This is a genomic window from Pseudomonas sp. 008 (genome assembly GCF_016861935.1).
Classification (GTDB): Bacteria; Pseudomonadota; Gammaproteobacteria; order Pseudomonadales; family Pseudomonadaceae; genus Aquipseudomonas.
Genome location: NZ_BOMA01000016.1, coordinates 143616 through 163383 on the forward strand (window position 1 = coordinate 143616; position 19768 = coordinate 163383).

A 19768-nucleotide genomic window follows, 5' to 3' on the forward strand; every position below is an offset into this window, starting at 1 on the left:
TCGTTCCTTTACCGTAGATTCGCTACTATGTTTGCACCGCTTTCCTTGTCGGCGGATTTCTTCACTCTGGAGCCCGAATGCCTAGTCAAAAGGACATCGCCGCCGAAAGCGGCGCACCGATGATTCCTGAACAGCGCCGTGAATTGATGCTGCGCCAGTTGCGCAAGCATCAGGTGCTGAGCGTTCATCAACTGATGGAAATGTTCGACTGCTCGCACATGACCATTCGCCGCGATATCGCGCTGCTTGAACAGGAAGGCCGTGCTTACTCGGTCACCGGTGGCGTGCGAATCGCCAGTCAGCTCCACAGCGAGCCCAGTCATCAGTTCAAGGCGGTGGTCGAGTTGCCGCAGAAGCAGGCGATGGCCAAGATGGCCGCGCGGCTGTTACATGCCGACATGACGATTTATCTCGATGCGGGGACCAGCACGCTGGAGATCGTCCCGTACATCAAGGCGCTGTCGGGGATGACGGTGGTGACCAACGACTTCGGGATTGTCCAGGCGCTGATCGATGCGCCCCATGTCACGGTGATTCACACCGGCGGACAACTGGATCATTCGAATCAATCGTGCGTGGGTGGGCTGGCGGTGGCCACCTTGCGTCAGATCGTCACCGATATCGCTTTCATTTCCACCAGCTCCTGGGATTTGCGTCGCGGCCTCACCACGCCGTCGGCGCTGAAGGTGGAGGTCAAGCAAGTCGCGATGCAATCGGCCTCGCAAGTGGTGCTGGTGGCCAGCAGTTCGAAGTACGGCACGTTCAGCATGTACCGGATCGCCGGGCTCGAGCAGTTCGACATCATCCTCAGCGACGACGCACTGACCCCTGCCGCGGCCGATAGCATCCGCAAGCAGGGCGTGGAACTGCTGTTGCCTTCCGATAACAACCTGTAAGGCGTTAGCGCGCCTTCCAGTCCCGCAGCCACTGCAAACCGGCCGACGTGTTGCCACGAGGCCGGTATTCGCACCCTACCCAGCCGTCATAACCCAACTGGTCGATCAACTCGAACAGATAGGGATAGTTGACTTCGCCTTGGTCTGGCTCGTGTCGATCCGGCACGCCGGCGATCTGGATATGACCAATGCCGGCGAAGTCTCGACGCAGTTTAGTCGCCAGGTCACCTTCGACGATCTGGCAGTGGTAGCAGTCGAACTGAACCTTCAGGTTACTGGCGCCCACTTCTTTGCAGATGGCCTGGGCCTGATCCTGGCGGTTGAGGAAAAAGCCCGGCATGTCGCGCGTGTTGATCGGTTCCAGCAGCACGGTGACACCGACCTTGGCGGCCTGCGCGGTGGCGTAGGCCAGGTTCTCCAGGTACACGCCGTGATGCCGCGGGCGATCGTTTTCCGACGGCAGCAGCCCGGCCATCACATGGATGCGTGAGTTGCCCAGGACGGCGGCGTATTCCAGTGCGCGATCGAAACCGCTGCGAAATTCACTCTCCCGGCCCGGCAACGATACCGTGCCCCGCTCGCCTGCCGCCCAATCGCCGGGCGGTGCGTTGAACAGCGCCTGCACCAAGCCGTTATCGCTCAAGCGCTGTTTGAGTTCCTGGGCGCTGTAGTCGTAGGGGAACAGGTATTCCACCGCTTCAAAACCATCGGCGGCCGCGGCGGCGAAGCGATCCAGAAACTCATGTTCCGGGTAGAGCATGCTGAGGTTGGCAGCAAAACGAGGCATGGTAGCTCCTTGGATAGAGGGTTAGACAAACGGCCAGATCAGCAAGGTAATACCGAAACCCAGCGTGCCGAGCAAGGTGGTCAGCACGGTCCAGGTACGCAGGCCGTCGGCCACGTTCAACCCGGACAGCTTGGTGAAGATCCAGTAACCAGCGTCATTGATGTGGGACATGGCCAACCCGCCACCGCCCATGGCCAGGCACAGCAGCGCCATGTGATTCGCGGTGAGGTTGAGGGTCGCGATCAGCGGGCTGATGATGCCGGCGGTGGTCACCAGCGCCACCGTGGTCGAGCCCTGGACCGCACGCAACAGCATGGTCAGCAGAAAGCCCAGCGCGAGCACCGGCAGACCGGTGGTGCGCAACAAATCGGAGACCACCGCGCCGATGCCGGTATCCACCAGCACCTTGCCGAACACACCGCCGGCACCGGCAATCAGAATCACCATGGCTACACCTGGCAAGGCCGAACCGATCACGTCAGACACCTGTGTACGACTCCAGCCCCGACGCGAACCCAACAACCAGGCACACAGCAAGGTGTCGATCAGCAGCGCCACCAATGGCGCACCGAGCACGGTCATGATGCCGCGCAGGACCGAGTCGGCAGGCAGCAACGAGTTGGACAGTGTTCCCAGCAGAATCAGAATGATCGGTAGCGCGATCAGGCTGACGATCATGCCAAAACCCGGCGCGGGTGCCGGCGGCAACTTGGAAACGATCGCGCTGGTGGACTCTTCCAGGCCCATGTGCGACGCGGCCACGGCAGCTCGTTCAGCGCTCTTGCCGTTGCCATTGGCCCAGGCGACCAGGTCTTCGTTGGTGACATGCGGGCCATAGACTTCGGCGCGGATATCGTCGGTCATCGGGTACACCCGACGGGTCATGCGCCCGGCCACGCGGTAACCGACATAGCAGAGGAACGCGGTGATCGGCAGACCGAACATCAGCACGCGACCGAGGTCGGCACCCAACTGACTGGCAGCGGCCACCGCGCCGGGGTGTGGCGGCAGGAAGGCGTGTACGGTCAGCAACGCCGCACACATCGGCAGCGCAAACACCAACAGCGGCTTGCGTGCACTGCGAGCAACGCCATAGGCCAGCGGCATCAGGATGATCACGCCGACCTCGAAGAACACCGGCACCCCGACCATGAACCCGGCAATCGTCAGCGCCAGCGGCGTGCGTCGATTGCCGAAACGGCTGATCAGCGTCTTGGCCAGCGCCTCGGCACCGCCGGAGAGCTCGATGATCCGCCCGATCATCGCGCCCAGGGCAATGATGATCGCGATGTGGCCCAGGGTCTTGCCCATGCCGCCTTCGATGGTGGCGACCAGGTCGGCCGGTTTCACCCCGGCCACCAGCGCCACCAGAATGCTCACCAGCATCAACGCCACGAACGGCTGGAACTTGTACTTGAGCACCAAAAACAACAACAGAGCGATCCCTAGCCCCGCGGTAACCATCAGGATTAACGGGCTCATTTCACAAGCCCTCCGCGCCGGGTGAACACAAGGGTGCTGCAACCGGGTCTGAAAATGCCGCAGTGAAGATGAGTCATGCCTGGATGTCCTCTTGTTATTGTATTTTTCAGGCAAGCCGGGGTCGTGGGAGTCGCTGCACGTCTCCCGAACAGGGCCTGCTTTATCGGTCTATCGTGTTAAAAAACTTCAGCGCACTACCAGTGCACACCGAAGGCCGCTCGCAGCTCGTCCAGTGCTGCCTGATCGAGCGGTTCGGGCTTGGGATTGCTCATCAGCCACAGCCGCGCGGTTTCCTCGAGTTCTTCCAGGGCGTAACTGGCCCTGGACACCGAACTCTCCCAGACCACCGGCCCCAGCCGTTCGAGCATCACGCCACGAACGCTATTGGCCAGTTGTGCGACCTGTTCGGCAACCTTTGGCGAGCCAGGACGCTGGTAGCCGATCAACGGGATATGCCCGACTTTCATCACCTGATACGGCGTCAGTGGCGGCAAGATGTCGTTCGGCTGCCAGACACCCGCCAGGGTCAACGCCACCAGATGAGTGGAATGGGTATGCACCACGCCACCGACACTCGGGTTGCGGTCGTAGACCTGGCGATGCAGCGCCAATGTCTTCGACGGCTTGTCACCGGAGACCCATTCGCCAGACAGATTGACCTTGGCGATGGTCGCCGGGTCGAGGCGGCCGAGGCACACGTCAGTCGGCGTGATCAACCAACCGTCGTCCAGCCGCGCGCTGATATTGCCGGCGCTGCCGACGGTGTAACCGCGCTCGTAAAGGCTGCGGCCAACGTCGCAGATTTCTTCGCGCAAAGCGTTTTCATTACTCATTGCGCACCTCCGGTCTGGGCCAATTGCTTCAGCGCTTTGCTGAAGAAATCCCGACCACCGAAGTTACCCGATTTGAGCGCCAGAGCCAGAGGCTCATCGGTGCTGCTGACCGTTGCCGGCACACCCGGATCGATTTGCGCGCCGATCTGCAGCAGTTGCACTCCCAGCGCCTGAACCACCGCGCCCGAGGTTTCACCGCCGGCGATCACGAAGCGCCGTACGCCGCTCTGACGCAAGCCTTGGGCAATTTCGCCAAAGGCGTTTTCCACCAGACTGCCGGCCTGTTCGACGCCGAGCTGCTGTTGCACTGCCTTGACCTCGTCCGGTGCGCTGGTGGCGTAGATCAATACGGTTTGTTCATTGCCCTTGGCGAAGGCTAGAGCCTGGGCGACTACTGGTTCGCCAGCCGCCAGGGCCAACGGATCGATCCGCAGCGCGGGTCGACCAGCTTCGAGCCAGGCTGCGACTTGGCCATTGGTGGCGATAGAAGCGCTACCGGCCAACACCACTTCACCACCGGCCACCGCCGGGAGTTTCGAGGCATCGAGGTCGCGCAATTTACCGGCGCGACGGAAGTTTTCCGGCAAGCCCAGGGCCAGCCCCGAGCCGCCAGTCAGCAACGGCAAGTCGGCACAGGCGGTGCCGAGGGTGTACAGATCCTGGTCCGACAAGGCATCGGCAATCGCCATGCCGATACCTTGAGCCCGCAGTTCGGCGATGCGCCCGCGCACCTTTTCGGCCCCTTGGGCAATGGTGTCGTAGCGCAACAAGCCGACGTTCAGATGGGTCTGCGACTGCAGTACCCGCACCAGGTTGGCATCGGTCATCGGCGTCAGCGGGTGATGCTGCATGCCCGACTCGCTGAGCAGTTGATCCTGCACGAACAAGTGGCCGCGAAAGATCGTCCGGCCATTTTCCGGGAACGCCGGGCACGCCAGAGTGAAGTCGCCGCCCAGCGCCGCGAGCAGCGCTTCGCTGACCTGGCCGATATTGCCGGCCCCGGTGGAATCGAACGTCGAGCAGTACTTGAAGAAAATCTGCTCGCAGCCTTGCTCACGCAACCAGGCCAGCGCGGCAAGGGATTGCTCGACCGCTTCGGCGACTGGAATGGTGCGTGACTTGAGGGCGATGACGATCGCATCGGCATCGAGCCCGGCCGCCACTTCGCTGCTCGGAATGCCAATGCTTTGAACGGTGCGCATACCGCCGCGCACCAGCATGTTGGCCAGGTCCGTGGCACCGGTGAAATCGTCGGCGATGCAGCCCAGCAATGGGCGTGCAGGGGTAGTGTTCATTGGGTGTTCCTCAAACCGGCTCGGTCTTGGCAGTCGGCAACTCGATGCCGGGGAAAATCTTGATTACTGCCGAGTCGTCCTCACGCCCGAAGCCGGCACTGGAAGCCTGCATGAACATCTGGTGAGCGGTGGCCGACAGCGGCAGCGGGAATTTGCTGGCCCGTGCGGTATCCAGCACCAGGCCCAGGTCCTTGACGAAAATATCCACCGCGGACAACGGCGTGTAGTCAGCCTTGAGAATGTGCGGCACGCGGTTTTCGAACATCCAGGAGTTGCCGGCGCTGTGGGTGATCACTTCGTAAAGCGCGTCGGCATCGACCCCTTCACGCAGGCCCAGCGCCATGGCTTCGGCGGAAGCGGCGATGTGCACCCCGGCGAGCAGCTGGTTGATGATCTTGACCTTGGAACCCAGGCCATGGCTGTCGCCCAGGCGATAAACCTTGCCGGCCATGCCTGCCAGGACGGCTTCGGCCTTGGCGTAAGCATCGGCCGGGCCGGACGTCATCATGGTCATTTCACCGGCAGCCGCCTTGGCCGCGCCACCGGAGATCGGGGCATCCAGATACAGCAAGCCTTGAGCGCTCAGACGCTGGCCCAAGTCGACGGCGTAGGTCGGGGCCACGGTGGCGCAACCGATCACCAGGCTGCCAGGGCGCAACGCAGTAACAGCGCCACCCTCGCCAAACAATACGGTTTCGGCCTGCTCGGCGTTCACCACCACGGTAATGATCACGTCGCACGCCGCGGCCATCTGCGCGGGCGAAGAACACGCCACGCCGCCCTCCCCGGCAAACTGTTCAGTCACCTGCGCACGCACATCACAGGCATGCACATTGAAACCACTGCGCAACAGAGAGCGGGCAATGCCCAACCCCATCGCGCCCAGACCGACAACACCGACATTCTTGTTATTCATGGGGTACTCCTGAGGGAAGCAACGGCCTGTTCCACGCCGACAAAGCGCAGGCGGCGGGCCGCGATGTAGAGGTGGGCACCGGAGGCATGGCCGGCGGATCGCCCAACACAATGGCAGCTACGAGCTGCTTGACACGGGTTGAGCAGATAATCCACCAATGAACAGATTATGTGAAGTATTTTTTTAAAATAACATTTCTTAACATCACCCCAGGGACATCGATAGCCGCGACGCGCTTTTTTGTAGCAGCTGTCGAGCTCGCGAGGCTGCGTTCGGCTGCGCAGCAGTCGTAAAACCAGAACTCGCGGTGCATCAGGCAAACCACGTCAGCCGGATTCACGACGGCTGCGCAGCCGAACGCAGCCTCGCAGGCTCGACAGCTGCTACGGGTCGCGTTCACGCAAGTGAAAAAAGTCAGATTGCCATCAGGCCGCCTTGCAAAAACACCATGACCGTCTAAGTTCAAAACTAGCTCTACAGGCGTAACCAAACCGTACATAAACCAGCCCCTCAGGCGAGAGAATCTATTGATCTAAAACCAACCAGACGCTGCTTTTAATTACTGACACGGAATCAGTCATAAAAATAAAGAGGGATGCTTGATGAAGCGCAGCCATGGGTATCGTGCGTTCTCGCAACGGGGGCCTGCCGGTCATTTCTGGATTTCATTGCTTTGCTTCTCAGGCCTGGTGATCGCCAGCTTTCTGTTGTTCGAACAACAGATCCAGGACTTCCTGACCCATCTCAACCTGTACCAGCCTTCCACTCCCACCCAAAAACTCAACCTGGCATTGCTGCTGATTGCCCTGCTCGCGCTGGACGTGGTGCTGCCGGTGCCTTCGAGCATGGTCGCGCTGCTGGCCGTGGCCATGCTCGGCGCTGTTGGCGGCTACCTGGTGATTTTCGTGGGGCTGTGCCTGGGGGCCGGACTGGGGTATGCGCTGGGGGCGGGCTATTTTCGGCTGCTGTCCGGCCGCCTGGGCCTGCATCAGCGCCAGCCGGGGCAACTGGCATACAAGCTGGGCACGCTGTCGTTGATCTGCCTGCGCGGCGTGCCGGTATTGGCCGAAACCTCGGTGGTGGCCGCCGGGATGCAACGTTATCCGCTGCCCGCGTTCGTGTTAGTGACCACCCTGGCCAATGCCGGTCTGGCACTGGCCTACAGCGCCATCGGCATCTACCTCGTCGAGCAGAACGCGCTGCTGGTGACCCTGCTCGCCAGCATGGTGTTACCCGGGCTGTTTATCGCCGGGTACAGCCTGTTCAAAACCTTGCGCAAGCAAAACGCCGAGCATTCCCTGCACGGGCGTTTCGAGGTCCGTTACGACTACCCGGTGGTGTTCACCGATCACCTGTTCGAGCCGTCCAATCCTTGTCTGCACCGCCAGCTCACCGCACGACTCACCCCACAGCACCGGGGCCCGGTGACGGTGCTGGTGTTCGCCGATGAACAACTGCTGCAAAGCGCCCCGAAATTGCTGGAACAGATCGACGCCTACTTTGCCGCCCATGCGGCGGACCTGCATTTGCAGGCCGCGCCGATTGCGGTGCCGGCCGGAGAACTGAGCAAGGATTCACAGGTGTTGCAACAGCTCTACAGCGACATGCTGCAGCATGGGCTGGACCGGCATTGCTATGTGCTGGCCCTGGGCGGCGGTGCGGTGCTGGATGCGGTGGGCTACGCCTGCGCCACCTTCCACCGTGGCATTCGCCTGATCCGCATCCCGAGCACCGTGCTGGCGCAGAACGACGCCGGCATCGGGGTGAAAAACGGCATCAATGCCTTCGGCCAGAAGAACCTGCTGGGCGCCTTCTACCCTGCCACCGCAGTGATCAACGACTTCCAGCTGCTGACCAGCCTGACCCGCCGCGACCAGATCGCCGGGCTGGCCGAGGCGGTAAAAGTGGCGCTGATCAAAGACCAGGCCTTCTTCCAATGGATGGAGCAACAGGCCGACGCCCTCGCCCACTTCGATCACTCGGCCAGCCGCTATGCCATTCGCCGCTGCGCCGAACTGCACCTGGCGCACATCACCGGTGCCGGCGACCCCTTCGAGCGCGGTAACGGACGGCCACTGGATTATGGGCATTGGGCCGCGCACAAACTGGAAAACCTCAGCCAGCACCGACTGCGCCATGGTGAAGCCGTAGCGGTGGGCATGGCCCTGGATGGGCTCTACGCCAATGCCCTGGGGCTGTTGAGCGATGCCGACACCGAACGGGTGCTGAACCTGCTGCTCAAGCTCGGCTTCAGCCTGAGCCCGCCGGAACTGACCTTGAAAGATGCACAGGGACGCTCACAGGTTTTGCTTGGGCTGGAGGAATTCCGCCAGCACCTGGGCGGGCAACTCTCCATCCCCATGCTCAGCCGGATCGGCGAGTCGGTGGACCTGCATGAGATCGATGCCGCGCGGATGGAACAGGCGCTGCAAAGGCTGTCGACCCGCATCGATCCGGCGCTCACCCTCAGCGAGGGCTGCGCGCAATGAGCCAGACACCGCTGAACCTGAAAACCTGGATGACCCTCGGCCGGGTGTCCAACCTGCCCACCGTGTGGACCAACACCTTGGCCGCCGCCCTGCTGGCCAGCAGCGCTGGTGCCCTGGCGCCGCCGTCGTCGCTGGTGTGGATCCTGCTGTTGGCCGCGCTGTCGTTGCTGTATCTGGCCGGCATGTTATTGAACGACCTGCTGGACGCCGACTGGGACCAACAGCACCACAATCCCCGCCCGATCACGTTGGGTCTGGTCAGCCGCCAGCAAGTGGGGCTGGCTACTGCGCTGTTGCTGATACTGGCTGCGGCCTCGGTATTGGGCCTGAGCCGGTTGATCGATCAACCGCACTGGTTGCTGGGTAGCGCCACCCTGCTGGTGGGCTGCATCCTCGGCTACAACGTGCTGCACAAGAAATATGCCCACAGCGTCTGGCTGATGGGCGCCTGCCGCTCCGCCCTCTACCTGACGGCGGCGGCCAGCCTGGCGGTGCCGCCGGAGCCGATCTGGCTGTGCGCCATGTTGCTTGGCGTCTACATCAGCGGCCTGACCTACCTGGCTCGTCAGGAACACAACAACCAGTTGCTCAGCCGCCTGCCGCTACTGCTGATGTTGAGCCCGCTGGCGCTGGCGATCTATTCCGACAACGCCTGGTTCTGGCCGGTACTACTGCTCTGGCTTGGCTGGCTGGGCTGGCATTACTGGCACCACTTGGCCAACCCGCAGCAACGGCAAGTCCGTGCCTTTATCGGCGCAGGTCTGGCGGCTCTGCCACTGTTTGATGCCCTGGTGCTGGCTGTGGCCAACCAGCCGCTGGGCAGCCTGTTATGCGTTCTGGTGTTTTTCCTGCTTCCACACTTCCAGCGCTGGATCAAACCGACATGAACATGGACGTCACTGCATCGCCATCGGCGGCCCTCGAAATGCGCCACGACTGCCTCGCCGAACAACACCAGGCCCTCACCCAACAACTCGATGACACCGAGCTGCAGTGGTGGCGCCAGGCCCAGGAGCGGCTTGCCCAACGCCCGGACGCCAATACCGCGGCGCTGTTGAGCAGCCAGTGCAAGCGCAACCTCAAGGAACAACCGCTGCCCCACAGTCCCGGCTGGAGCAACGTCCAGCTGGCGCGGGCATTGTTGCTGGCTCAGGTCCTGGAGCAACAGCCCCTCGCCGGGCAACTGCCCTTGCTGCGCCAACTGTTTCTGTGGGGCGACGATCAAGAAAAAATCGCCACTCTGAAGGCCCTCGACTGGCTCGACAGCCGTGGGCTCTGCGTGGAGCTGGCGTTGCAGGCCGGGCGTACCAGTAACAGCCAGGTGTTCGCCGCCCTCGCGCTCGACACCCTCTACCCATCGCGCCATTACAGCGAACGGGCCTTCCATCAATTGGTGTTGAAGGCGCTGGGCATGGGGCTCGACGTACGCCGCCTGATCGGCCTGACGCAACGACACAGCGTCACCCTCAACCAGTTGGCCCTCGACCTGCTGGACGAACAGCTTGCTGCCGAACGAACGGTGTCCGCCGGGCTGCCCCGAGTGATTGCTTTCGACCTGCTCAGCCCGGCGCAACGCCAGCGCCTGGCTGGCCTGAATCAGCAGCAACGCTTACCACCGGAATGGCATGAGCACCTGGCCGGCACCTCACAGAACTGACACTCAACGACTCCTTTTCCTTGACGAGGATTTACCATGCTCAAGTACTTCGACCCGCATATTCATATGGTCAGCCGCACCACCGATGACTACCAGAACATGGCCGCCGCCGGCATCACCGGGGTGATCGAACCGGCCTTCTGGCAGGGCCAGGCGAGGACCAGTGTCGGCAGCTTCATCGACTATTTCGACACCCTGTTGGGCTGGGAGCGATTTCGCGCCAGCATGTTCGGCATTCATCATTTCTGCACCATCGGCCTCAATCCCAAGGAGGCCAATGACCTGTCAGTGGCCAATGAAGTGCTGGAGATTCTGCCGCGCTACCTGGTGAAAGACGGCGTCGTGGCGGTCGGCGAAATCGGCTACGACGACATCACCCCGGAGGAAGATCGCTTCCTCGCCGCTCAGCTGGAGCTGGCCAGACAATTCAATTTGCCGGTGCTGGTGCACACCCCGCACCGCGACAAGATCGGTGGCACCAAACGCACCCTGGCGGTGATTCGCGAAGTCGGGATTGCCGAGCACCTGGTGATCATCGACCACCTCAACGAACTGACCCTGCCGCTGGTGCTGGACAGCGACTGCTGGCGCGGCCATTCGATCTACCCCAACACCAAGATGTCGGAACAGCGCATGGTCGCCCTGCTGAAGGAATACGGCACCGAGAAAATGGTGGTCAACAGCGCCGCCGACTGGGGCATCAGCGACCCGCTCAAGGTGCCGAAAACGGGCGAAGCGATGCTGGCTGCCGGCTTCAGCGAAAGCCAGGTCGAACAGGTGCTGTTCCACAACCCCGTGGACTTTTTTGCCCAAAGCGGCCAACTGGACAAGTCCCTGGTCAGCACCCCGCTGCCCATCGACCAGCGTCGGCAGTGGCAGGACAACTCTGCCCTGCGTGGCCAGGAACCGGTGATCAAATGAGTGCCGGCACGGGTTGGGCTGCCGCGCAGGTCGGTTATTGCAGCAATGTGCACCCGACCCGTGACCTGGCGGGGCTACGGTCATCCATCGAATGGCATTTCCGGGGTGTGCGCACCCTGCGCGGCCTGAACGAGCAAGACAGTGGGCTGTGGATCAGCGCCCTCGCCGCGGCCGAACTACAGCAGGCGTCAGCTCGCGCGGATTTCCTCAGCCTGCTGCAACGCAGTGGGCTGCGGCTGACTTCACTTAACGGCTTTCCCTATGGCCAATTTCATCAAGGCGCGGTGAAAGCCGACGTCTATTTGCCCAACTGGACTGATCCGAAACGGCTGGCGTACAGCCTGAATCTGGCCCGAATCCTGGCACACGCCCTGCCGTCGGATTGCCCCCAAGGCGTGATTTCCACCGTACCGCTGGGCTATGCCGCCGACTGGAACCCGCGGCGACAGCAGCGTGCCGAACATCTGCTGCGCCAACTCACGGCTTCACTGGCCAGGCTGCATCGGGAGACGGGCAAGAAGATCGTGTTCTGCCTGGAGATGGAGCCGGACTGTGTGCTGGAAAACACCGACCAGGCCATCGCCTTCTTCCACCGCTACCAAGCCAGCGATCCGCACCATGACTATCTGGCGCTGTGTTTTGATGTCTGCCACCAGGCCGTGGTTTTCGAACACTGCTATCAGTCGCTGGAAAAGCTGCGCCAGGCCCGAGTGCCTGTCGGCAAGATCCAGCTGTCGAACGCGCTGATTTGTCACCTGCCCGCTGAAGACCACAACCGGCGCGAACACGTGCTCAAGACCTTGAGCGACTTCGCCGAAACCACCTACCTGCATCAAGTCAAAGCCCGAGATGCGCAGGCGCGGTTATCGGGCTGGGCCGACCTGCCCGCCGCCCTCGACGATTGCGCCAATAACCTGGGGCAGTACCCCGAACTGCGGATTCATTTCCACATCCCGCTGTTCAGCGAACACTTGCTGCTGCCTGAGCTCAGCGGCAGCCAGATCGCGCTGTCGCAGACTTTCGACTTTCTCGCAGACCATGGGGATTTTCGTCCCGTGCTGGAAGTGGAAACCTACAGCTGGGGCGTGCTGCCCGCGCAATTGCGGCCCAACACCGAGCACGCCCAACTGCAGGGCATCGCCGCGGAACTGCACTGGGTCGAAGAACAACTGCGCCAGCGAAAACTGCTGCAACCCCAAGTGCGGGAGGCGTACGCCGATGCCCTCTGATCACCCGCGTCAACCGCTGCTGCTGATCAACGTGGTCGGGCTGACCCCGGCGCTGCTGGGGCCGGCAACGCCGCACATCAATGCCCTGCTGAAAACCGCAAAAATGGCCAGTATGCAACCGGTGTTTCCGGCCGTCACGTCAACGGTGCAGGCGTCGATTCTCACCGGCCTGTCGCCGTCGGAACACGGCATCGTCGGCAATGGCTGGTATTTTCGCGACCAGGCCGAAGTGCGATTCTGGCTGCAACCCAACGCACTGATCCAGGGCGAAAAGGTCTGGCAGGCGCTCAAGCGTGAGCTCCCCGGGTTCCGCTGCAGCCAGCTGTTCTGGTGGTACAACATGTATGCGGACGTGGACGCCGCCATCACCCCACGCCCGCACTACCCGGCCGATGGCCGCAAGCTGTTCGGCCTGTATTCGTCGCCGGCCTCGTTGCATGAGCGTATCGAGCAGCAGATCGGCGAATTCCCGTTTCCGGGTTTCTGGGGCCCGGCGGCCGGCATCGCGTCGAGCCGCTGGATCGTCGACTGCGCCATCGCCGAATTCCAGCTCGATCGACCGGACCTGCAGTTGGTCTACCTGCCACATCTCGACTACTGCCTGCAGCGACTGGGGCCCGATCATCCGTCGATTACCGACGAGGTGCGGGCTATCGACCATGAAGTGGGTCGCCTGCTGACCTTTGCCCAGGAGCAAGGCGCGGCGGTGATGCTGTTGTCCGAATACGGGATCGAAGCAGTACAGCAATCAGTATCGATCAACCGGTTGCTGCGCTCGGAAGGCTTGTTGCAGGTGCGCCAGTCGCTGACCTGGGAGTTGCTCGACCCCGGCGCCAGCGCGGCCTTTGCCGTGGCCGATCATCAGATCGCGCACATCTACGTGAAACAGGCGCAAGACATTCCTCGCGTCAAAGCGCTGCTGCAGCGCCAGCCCGGCATCGAGCAGGTGCTGGATAAAGCCGAACAACGGGCCTGGCAACTGGATCATCCGCGCAGCGGCGAGCTGGTGACCGTGGCCGCGCCGGGTTACTGGTTCGATTACTACTACTGGCTCGACGATCGCAAGGCACCCGACTTTGCCCGCACCGTGGACATCCATCGCAAGCCCGGCTACGACCCGCTGGAACTGTTCATCGACCCGGCCATTCGCTTCCCCAAATTGAAAGTGGCGCGCCGCCTGCTGCAGAAAAAGCTCGGCTTTCGCTACTACATGGACCTGATTCCGCTGGACACCCGCCTGGTCCGTGGCAGCCATGGTCGCCTGCCCGACAGCGAGAACACCGGCCCGCTGCTCATCACCAATTGCGATCTGCCGTTGCCCCAGCGCCTTGCGGCCACGGCAGTGAAGCAACTGCTCCTGGAACACTTCCTGGGGCATTCACACACCGACCCGGCCAATGCCAAGGAGCTTCCATGCGGCGAGCCATTTCTATAACAGTTCTGAGTGCCTTGGCCGGTTTGGCTCAGGCTCAGAGCACAAACACCTTTGACTGCAGCAACTTTCTGCAGTTTGGAGGAGACGTCGACAAGACCCGGGCAGAGTTCCAGAAGAGTCCCGAGGCCATGGCCTGGAACTGGTTCGTCTGCCTGAACCAGCCCGCCGCTGCGGGGAGCCCCAACCGCGAGTGGGAATCCATGAAGCCTTCCGATCAGGTCTACCTGCCCAACGGCGCCAAGCCCGCCCCCTATGGCACGGCCGTGCCGCCGCCGAACGCGGTGCTTACACAGGCCAAGGCGCTAGGAATGGATATGTCCCGAACCTTCCATAACCTCAATGCCACCCAACAGGTCGATGGCTTGATTCTGCAGATGGGCGGCGCAGTGCCCTCAACAGAAAAAGGCAACCCTGTACGCTTTCAGCTGCTGATGGGCCAGGGCACGTTCGATTACATCGTGCAGAAGCAGGTCTACAACATGAACGGCCAGGCCGCCCTGACCAGCAATCTGGAGTTTCCGCCCATTGCCTGGGAGCTGAAATCCTCCTGGCTGTGGATCGGCTCCGACGCGACCTACAAACAGAAACTGGAGAAAGACGGTTACTACATCGCCCAGGCCTATTACCTGAAAAACGGTCAATACAAGGTCGGCTATGCAGCATTAAGCGGCTTGCACGTCGTCAACAAGCTGAACGCCAACTGGGTCTGGACCACCTTCGAAAACATCAACAACAGCAAGTACACCGTGACCAATGCCGTACCGGCCACCCCGATGACCAACACCACAGGACCGACACCGGCTGCCCAATCGGTCAATACCAGCTTTCAGGCCGCTAATCCCTCCCTGTCGAAGTACGAACTGATCGGGGTGGAATTCCAGCCCATCACTCAGGTGCTGGCCAACTCCCAGCTGGAATCGGCCTTCCAGAACACCTCATCCTGCCTGGCCTGCCATGGCACCGCCGCCTACTCGAACCAAAAGGGTTACTTCAATTTCGCCCTGAAAGAACAGGGCGGCATTGTCTACCCCACCACCCCGCTGCCGAACTCGGCTTTCGCCGGTTACAACAAACTGGATTTTGTCTGGTCGTTGAAACACGCCCAGTGGCAACGCTAAGGAGCATGACATGAGCGTATTGAATTTCCCCCGTATCTACCTCAACGGCCACATGTTCTGGAACCCGCCAACAGCCAACAACAACGATGTGTTTCCACTCTATGACGCGGTCAACATGGATATTAACTGGCCGTTTGTGAACTTCTACGACATCACGCGCCAGAACGCCCCCAACAAGCTGATGCCCTGGGTCATCAGTCCCGTGAACAACGTCCCGGACTATGTGTCGATGGTGCCGACCAATGGCAGTCCGACCCCCTACATTCCCGCAGAATGGGATCTGTTTGGCGACAATGCCTGCGGCACGGTGAGCTACGACGATATCCGCTCCGTGGTCATCGGCGGCGAGCTGCAGGCCAACAACTACATCGCCCAGGATGCGCTGGTCGGCAAGAACTACCAATTGCTCGGTAACCCCTTTGGCAGCGCCAGTCCTACTGCCGCGCGCTTCGTGGACATCAGCCCGTGGCAGAACACCTTCACCGCGTTGTATTTCGACAAGCTGATGTTGGGGGATGATAAATGCGGCCTGACCCTCAATCGGCAATACCGGATGCTGGATCGATTCCTGAACTTCAATTGGGGGGCCCTCGGTGGTCTGAAGTATGTCACCACCACCTGGCAGACCTGCTTTCCTCAGGAAAACCTGGAATGGGTTATCGGCAACTCCGCGCTGCTGAGTCAGCTTCAACAGCAGATGAAGCAACAAGGAGCTCGTGGCTTGATGTTCAGGTTTTCCACCTACCTGACCTACTATGACAAGAACGGCATTTTCAACGATTTCCCGCCGATCAATACCCACTCCACGACAGCCGCGGACATGGCCAAAGTGCAAGCGATGTATCAGAAGGGCCTGGACAACGTTTCCGATATATTCTTCAACCCCGCCTACAGCCGCACCGCAGCGACCTTGGGTCTCTGGTTTGCCGACGAATACCCCACCGCACCCGCCGGCCGGCGCCTGGTATCTGCCAATCCGGTACCTGTTTTCAAAACAAACCAGCCTGTCAATGCCACAAGCATCACACTGGGTGTGATGTCGGCCCAGATTACCGGCAACACCCTGTCGCTGGATCTGGGCAACACTTTTCCGTTCTATCCAGTGGACTCCAACGCCCCGATCCCGACGGCCGAAAAATTCCATGCCGGCAACTATCTACTGGGCGTACGCAAGGATGGACAGTTCAACCCGGTGATCAACTTCGGTTTCGAGCAGTATCGACAAGCTGCCTTCGACAAACGTTCCGGCCTTCTGGACTTCACGCTCAACGACGCAGACAAGGCGACCCTGCAGGCCGGCCCTCTGGAGCTGCAGCTACAGGGCACACAAACGCCCCAGATCGCTTCCACTCAGCAGATGTGGACCGCCGAAGTGATAGAAAGCGGCAGTTTCATCGACGTGGGTGATCACAAGACGCTGCAAATCATGGTGCAAAAGGATGGCAAGCCAGCGGCCAACACCGTGCTGTGGGTGGCGGAGTATGGCAACCCCTTCTCGGTGACCACCAGCAACTACTATCTGGCATTCAGTAATCCGGCCGACTTCACACTGTTCTACGACCATCCGGCAGACCGTACATTGAACAAGCCCAATCTGCCGCAATTCAACGACATGCTCGCGATATCAAGCCACCTGGCTACCGGTAGCGGCCGTGGACTCACCGCCCTACAGGCCGTGGATACGTCGAATGCCGGGCCTTCGGGAATACCGGTAAATTATCAGCAGTTCCTGCATGACTTGGGCAAACCAGTCGCGGTCAATTTGCGCCCTTGCCTGACATTCGACTCAGCCATCTCCCGAACCGGGACGCTGCGCGATGCTCAGAACAGCATCGTCAATTACTCTGTTGCAAAGATCACCACCAACGCCAGCGGCATTGCCCAACTGGGCGTGAGTGCTCGAGCCCCGGGTTTTCCCACTCTGCGGTTCTTCGTGCAGGAAGATCACAACAACCCGGCTGTCCCCTTCAGTTTCAACTACACCCAGGCCTACACAGACTTCCTCGCCCCGATGCGCGTCCTGCCACTGGATCCTCAGTTGCAACAGGACTTCATCACCTACTGGAACTCCATCTGCACGCGTCAGAACGCCGCGACGCTGTTGTGGGAGAACTTCATCTACCCACGCATCTTGCAGACCTTCTATTACCTGTACCCGATCATGAACAAGTTCATGCCGCTCAACTCCCAGGCACGAGTTGAAGGCGCCATCGACCAGCTGATTGTGCTGATCAGCAAGGAGTACCAGGAGGAAAGCACACTCGCCATGCCCATCACCCGCGACATGTCACAAAGCCGACGCGCCGTACTGGAGCTGTGGGCGCAGTCCCTGGTGAAACGCAATTACCCACCCATCCCGCTCAACATGAGCGACTACGAACAAAGCTAAGACAACAACGCTCACGCAGGACCACCGGGTGACGAACCTGTCACCCGGCACTTCACAGGAGTGCCCTATGAAAGCCAGCATCTTGAACCGGCTGTTGCTGTTGACCCTGCTACTCATCCCGGCTCTATTCGCCCAGGCGGACAGCGGCGCCGTGTACTTCACCATGGGAGTGCACAACACCGAGGGGTGCAATGAACAGAACGGCAATTGCATCGCCACACGAGCACCGGGCGAGCCTTCCGATCCGTTTTTCCCGGCCTACTGGATCAGCGACTGGACCATGTACCGGGTGATGCACAACTACGAGAAAAACCCGCCGCCCTACAGCAATCCACCCACCACCCTGACCCCGGCGGACTACACCGTTTCTCGCGGGACCAGCTATTACGACACCGCCTACATACCGCCGGATGGCGACGGTTTTGGCGCGATGATGGAGCACTACGAGAAATACTGTTTGCCGATTTTCCCGATCAAGAACAACAACTACACCTGCTCGTTCGTGTCCCTGGGCAACAAGGCGTACTTCCTGACGTACCCGCAAGACCGCCCCAAAGACATGCCGGCCTGTTGCATGTTTTCACCGATGAATCATCCGCCACGGCAAGACTTCATCCAGCACCTGCCCTACAGCGCCGAGCGCAGCAAAAACCTCAATGGCAGCGTGCAGGCCTACGCGCTGGACCTCGATTCGCCGCAAGGTCCGATCCTGTTCGGCTATGCGTTTTTCAAAAAGCCAACAGGACAACCGCCCTACCGGCATCCCCAGTCGTTCTTCTTCTCCGGTGACACCAGCGTCGCCAATGCGCCCATCGTCAGCCAGAACTACACCAACTTCCGCATCGCCAAACCGGACCCGGCCCAGACCTGGGCGCAAGTGGCCGCCATGTGTCCGGCGAATCCACCGCCCTGCCAATTGTTCGAACCACCGGCGTCACAGAGCAACGGCCAAAAGGCGCAGTGGAACAAGCTCATGCAACGCAAACCCTGAATAACGACGAAGGATCGCCATGAAAACCACATTCCGTTTCTGCGTGATGTTAGTGGGCCTGGCCAGTCTGCCGGCCTTGATCCTGGAGCAGGCCCTGGCCCGGGAGCAGGCCATGCCGTCGACGCAGGCCAGTAACCTGAGTTGCCAACCCCCCAGCACCGCGCCGGTCGCCACCGCCAGTCAGGACCAGTTCGATCAATACAGCTGGCAGATGTTCATAGCTTTGAACTGGCCCGCACAGGACAGGCAGCGAGGTGATCCCGACTGCGCCAAACAGCTTGGGGATCCCGGCTACACCGTTTGGCAAACCTACAAGACCGTGGAGGAAATCTTTCTGCCGAGGGGTGCCAATCCTGGCCCGTGGAATACCCCGCAAACCGCCAAAAGCCTGGGCATCATCAACATCGCCGCGCTGAAGAACAGCACCCAGGTGAATGCCGTCGACCAGGCCGTCGGCGGCTGGCTGATCGACCAGGCGGGTAACCCGACCTACTACGACATCTCGGCCAACGAGACGTCCTACGACTACATCGTCAACAACAACTTCTATAACGCCGACGTCGTTTCCAAAGCCAATAACATCAACTTCCCCAATGGGGTCATCGAGGTCAAGTCGAGCTGGCGCATCCTCACCCCCAACGACAATGCCAGCCACTACCTGACCATGCTGGCGCGCGTGGCCACGTTCAACGATCAGGGCCAGCGCACCGGTGTCACCGAGGCCTACCTGGGCCTGGTGGGCCTGCACATCATCACCAAGGTCAATGGCTACCCACAGTGGATCTGGTCGACCTTCGAGCAGATCGACAACGTTCCGCCCAAGGAACTGGTACACGGTGAGTGGGTCGATCAGCCGACACCCGGCACAACCTATTCCTACTTCAACCCCACCGCGCCCCTCGTCAGCCTCAACCAGTCACCCTGCGACTGGCAGACTCAGGGCGGACAACTGGTCTGCGTGCCCAAACCCGGCACCACGTTCCAGACCCCGAACCCGCTGAACCGGGTCACCCCGATTGCCGAGATCACCAACGGGGTAAACACCAATTACCGCACCAACCCGGACGTGCAAAAAAGCGTGTTGAAGTACTACCAGCTCATCACCACCCAGCGCCCGTTGATGCCGGACAACCCCAGCAATCCGCTGGGCCAGCCGACCCCGTCGCTCTCGGCCAACGTGACCATGGAGAGCTACATCCAGCCCAACAGCAGCTGCATGAATTGCCACTCCATGGCGACACCGGTCAAGAGCCCCTACAAGGCCGACTTCTCCTACCTGTTCAAATTCGCCAACGCGCCTGTCGGCAAAACCACCAAGGACGAGGAATAG

At 61.0% G+C, this 19768-nt stretch carries 16 protein-coding genes; 11 read left to right on the top strand and 5 right to left on the bottom strand.

All coding sequences use genetic code 11. The annotated features are described in order from the left end of the window. Positions 1-77: 77 nt before the first annotated feature. Positions 78-896, top strand: a complete 819-nt coding sequence (locus JUI81_RS27245) for a DeoR/GlpR family DNA-binding transcription regulator (protein ID WP_019578695.1) — start codon at positions 78-80, stop codon at positions 894-896. 4 nt (positions 897-900) lie between these two features. On the opposite strand, the gene otnI is transcribed toward JUI81_RS27245, so the two are convergent. From otnI to ltnD, 5 genes are all read right to left on the bottom strand, one after another. Next, entirely contained in the window at positions 901-1683 is a 783-nt protein-coding gene (gene otnI / locus JUI81_RS27250; protein ID WP_019578694.1) for a 2-oxo-tetronate isomerase, read from the bottom strand. 21 nt (positions 1684-1704) lie between these two features. After that, positions 1705-3165, bottom strand: coding sequence for a GntP family transporter (locus JUI81_RS27255; protein WP_018928934.1), 1461 nt, complete (start codon positions 3163-3165; stop codon positions 1705-1707). A gap of 194 nt (positions 3166-3359) precedes the next feature. Further along, a complete protein-coding gene (locus JUI81_RS27260; protein WP_028940741.1) occupies positions 3360-3998 on the bottom strand; it encodes an aldolase in 639 nt (212 codons plus the stop codon). After that, a complete protein-coding gene (otnK, locus tag JUI81_RS27265) occupies positions 3995-5293 on the bottom strand; it encodes a 3-oxo-tetronate kinase (protein ID WP_028940742.1) in 1299 nt (432 codons plus the stop codon). The genes JUI81_RS27260 and otnK overlap by 4 nt, the downstream gene beginning before the upstream one ends. A 10-nt stretch (positions 5294-5303) precedes the next feature. After that, a complete protein-coding gene (gene ltnD / locus JUI81_RS27270) occupies positions 5304-6209 on the bottom strand; it encodes an L-threonate dehydrogenase (RefSeq protein WP_204125410.1) in 906 nt (301 codons plus the stop codon). 602 nt (positions 6210-6811) lie between these two features. On the opposite strand from ltnD, the gene JUI81_RS27275 reads away from it, so the two are divergent. From JUI81_RS27275 to JUI81_RS27320, 10 genes are all read left to right on the top strand, one after another. After that, positions 6812-8698 (top strand): 3-dehydroquinate synthase, encoded by a 1887-nt coding sequence (locus JUI81_RS27275; RefSeq protein WP_204125411.1) that lies wholly within the window; start codon positions 6812-6814, stop codon positions 8696-8698. Then, positions 8695-9585, top strand: coding sequence for a UbiA family prenyltransferase (locus tag JUI81_RS27280; protein ID WP_028940744.1), 891 nt, complete (start codon positions 8695-8697; stop codon positions 9583-9585). Before JUI81_RS27275 ends, JUI81_RS27280 begins: the two co-directional genes overlap by 4 nt. Then, positions 9582-10355, top strand: coding sequence for an EboA domain-containing protein (locus JUI81_RS27285; protein WP_204125412.1), 774 nt, complete (start codon positions 9582-9584; stop codon positions 10353-10355). Before JUI81_RS27280 ends, JUI81_RS27285 begins: the two co-directional genes overlap by 4 nt. Before the next feature lie 36 nt (positions 10356-10391). Then, positions 10392-11276 carry a TatD family hydrolase gene (locus tag JUI81_RS27290; RefSeq protein WP_028940746.1) on the top strand — a complete coding sequence of 295 codons (885 nt, stop codon included), beginning with the start codon at positions 10392-10394 and terminating at the stop codon, positions 11274-11276. Further along, positions 11273-12505 carry a metabolite traffic protein EboE gene (gene eboE / locus JUI81_RS27295; RefSeq protein WP_204125413.1) on the top strand — a complete coding sequence of 411 codons (1233 nt, stop codon included), beginning with the start codon at positions 11273-11275 and terminating at the stop codon, positions 12503-12505. The genes JUI81_RS27290 and eboE overlap by 4 nt, the downstream gene beginning before the upstream one ends. After that, on the top strand, positions 12495-13940 hold the full coding sequence (locus JUI81_RS27300; RefSeq protein ID WP_204125414.1) for an alkaline phosphatase family protein: 1446 nt from the start codon (positions 12495-12497) through the stop codon (positions 13938-13940). Before eboE ends, JUI81_RS27300 begins: the two co-directional genes overlap by 11 nt. Continuing rightward, a complete protein-coding gene (locus tag JUI81_RS27305; RefSeq protein WP_204125415.1) occupies positions 13919-15058 on the top strand; it encodes a hypothetical protein in 1140 nt (379 codons plus the stop codon). The genes JUI81_RS27300 and JUI81_RS27305 overlap by 22 nt, the downstream gene beginning before the upstream one ends. A gap of 10 nt (positions 15059-15068) precedes the next feature. Beyond that, entirely contained in the window at positions 15069-17447 is a 2379-nt protein-coding gene (locus JUI81_RS27310) for a hypothetical protein (RefSeq protein ID WP_204125416.1), read from the top strand. Between the two features lie 67 nt (positions 17448-17514). Further along, positions 17515-18438 (top strand): hypothetical protein, encoded by a 924-nt coding sequence (locus tag JUI81_RS27315; RefSeq protein ID WP_204125417.1) that lies wholly within the window; start codon positions 17515-17517, stop codon positions 18436-18438. 19 nt (positions 18439-18457) lie between these two features. Continuing rightward, complete coding sequence (locus JUI81_RS27320) at positions 18458-19768, top strand: hypothetical protein (RefSeq protein ID WP_204125418.1); 1311 nt, start codon at positions 18458-18460, stop codon at positions 19766-19768.

What these genes read in the sequence shown, in the direction of transcription:
- JUI81_RS27245 (WP_019578695.1), top strand. Translation starts at nt 78, where the DNA reads ATGCCTAGTCAAAAGGACATCGCCGCCGAAAGCGGCGCACCGATGATT.
- otnI (WP_019578694.1), bottom strand. Translation starts at nt 1,683, where the DNA reads ATGCCTCGTTTTGCTGCCAACCTCAGCATGCTCTACCCGGAACATGAG.
- JUI81_RS27255 (WP_018928934.1), bottom strand. Translation starts at nt 3,165, where the DNA reads ATGAGCCCGTTAATCCTGATGGTTACCGCGGGGCTAGGGATCGCTCTG.
- JUI81_RS27260 (WP_028940741.1), bottom strand. Translation starts at nt 3,998, where the DNA reads ATGAGTAATGAAAACGCTTTGCGCGAAGAAATCTGCGACGTTGGCCGC.
- otnK (WP_028940742.1), bottom strand. Translation starts at nt 5,293, where the DNA reads ATGAACACTACCCCTGCACGCCCATTGCTGGGCTGCATCGCCGACGAT.
- ltnD (WP_204125410.1), bottom strand. Translation starts at nt 6,209, where the DNA reads ATGAATAACAAGAATGTCGGTGTTGTCGGTCTGGGCGCGATGGGGTTG.
- JUI81_RS27275 (WP_204125411.1), top strand. Translation starts at nt 6,812, where the DNA reads ATGAAGCGCAGCCATGGGTATCGTGCGTTCTCGCAACGGGGGCCTGCC.
- JUI81_RS27280 (WP_028940744.1), top strand. Translation starts at nt 8,695, where the DNA reads ATGAGCCAGACACCGCTGAACCTGAAAACCTGGATGACCCTCGGCCGG.
- JUI81_RS27285 (WP_204125412.1), top strand. Translation starts at nt 9,582, where the DNA reads ATGAACATGGACGTCACTGCATCGCCATCGGCGGCCCTCGAAATGCGC.
- JUI81_RS27290 (WP_028940746.1), top strand. Translation starts at nt 10,392, where the DNA reads ATGCTCAAGTACTTCGACCCGCATATTCATATGGTCAGCCGCACCACC.
- eboE (WP_204125413.1), top strand. Translation starts at nt 11,273, where the DNA reads ATGAGTGCCGGCACGGGTTGGGCTGCCGCGCAGGTCGGTTATTGCAGC.
- JUI81_RS27300 (WP_204125414.1), top strand. Translation starts at nt 12,495, where the DNA reads ATGCCCTCTGATCACCCGCGTCAACCGCTGCTGCTGATCAACGTGGTC.
- JUI81_RS27305 (WP_204125415.1), top strand. Translation starts at nt 13,919, where the DNA reads ATGCGGCGAGCCATTTCTATAACAGTTCTGAGTGCCTTGGCCGGTTTG.
- JUI81_RS27310 (WP_204125416.1), top strand. Translation starts at nt 15,069, where the DNA reads ATGAGCGTATTGAATTTCCCCCGTATCTACCTCAACGGCCACATGTTC.
- JUI81_RS27315 (WP_204125417.1), top strand. Translation starts at nt 17,515, where the DNA reads ATGAAAGCCAGCATCTTGAACCGGCTGTTGCTGTTGACCCTGCTACTC.
- JUI81_RS27320 (WP_204125418.1), top strand. Translation starts at nt 18,458, where the DNA reads ATGAAAACCACATTCCGTTTCTGCGTGATGTTAGTGGGCCTGGCCAGT.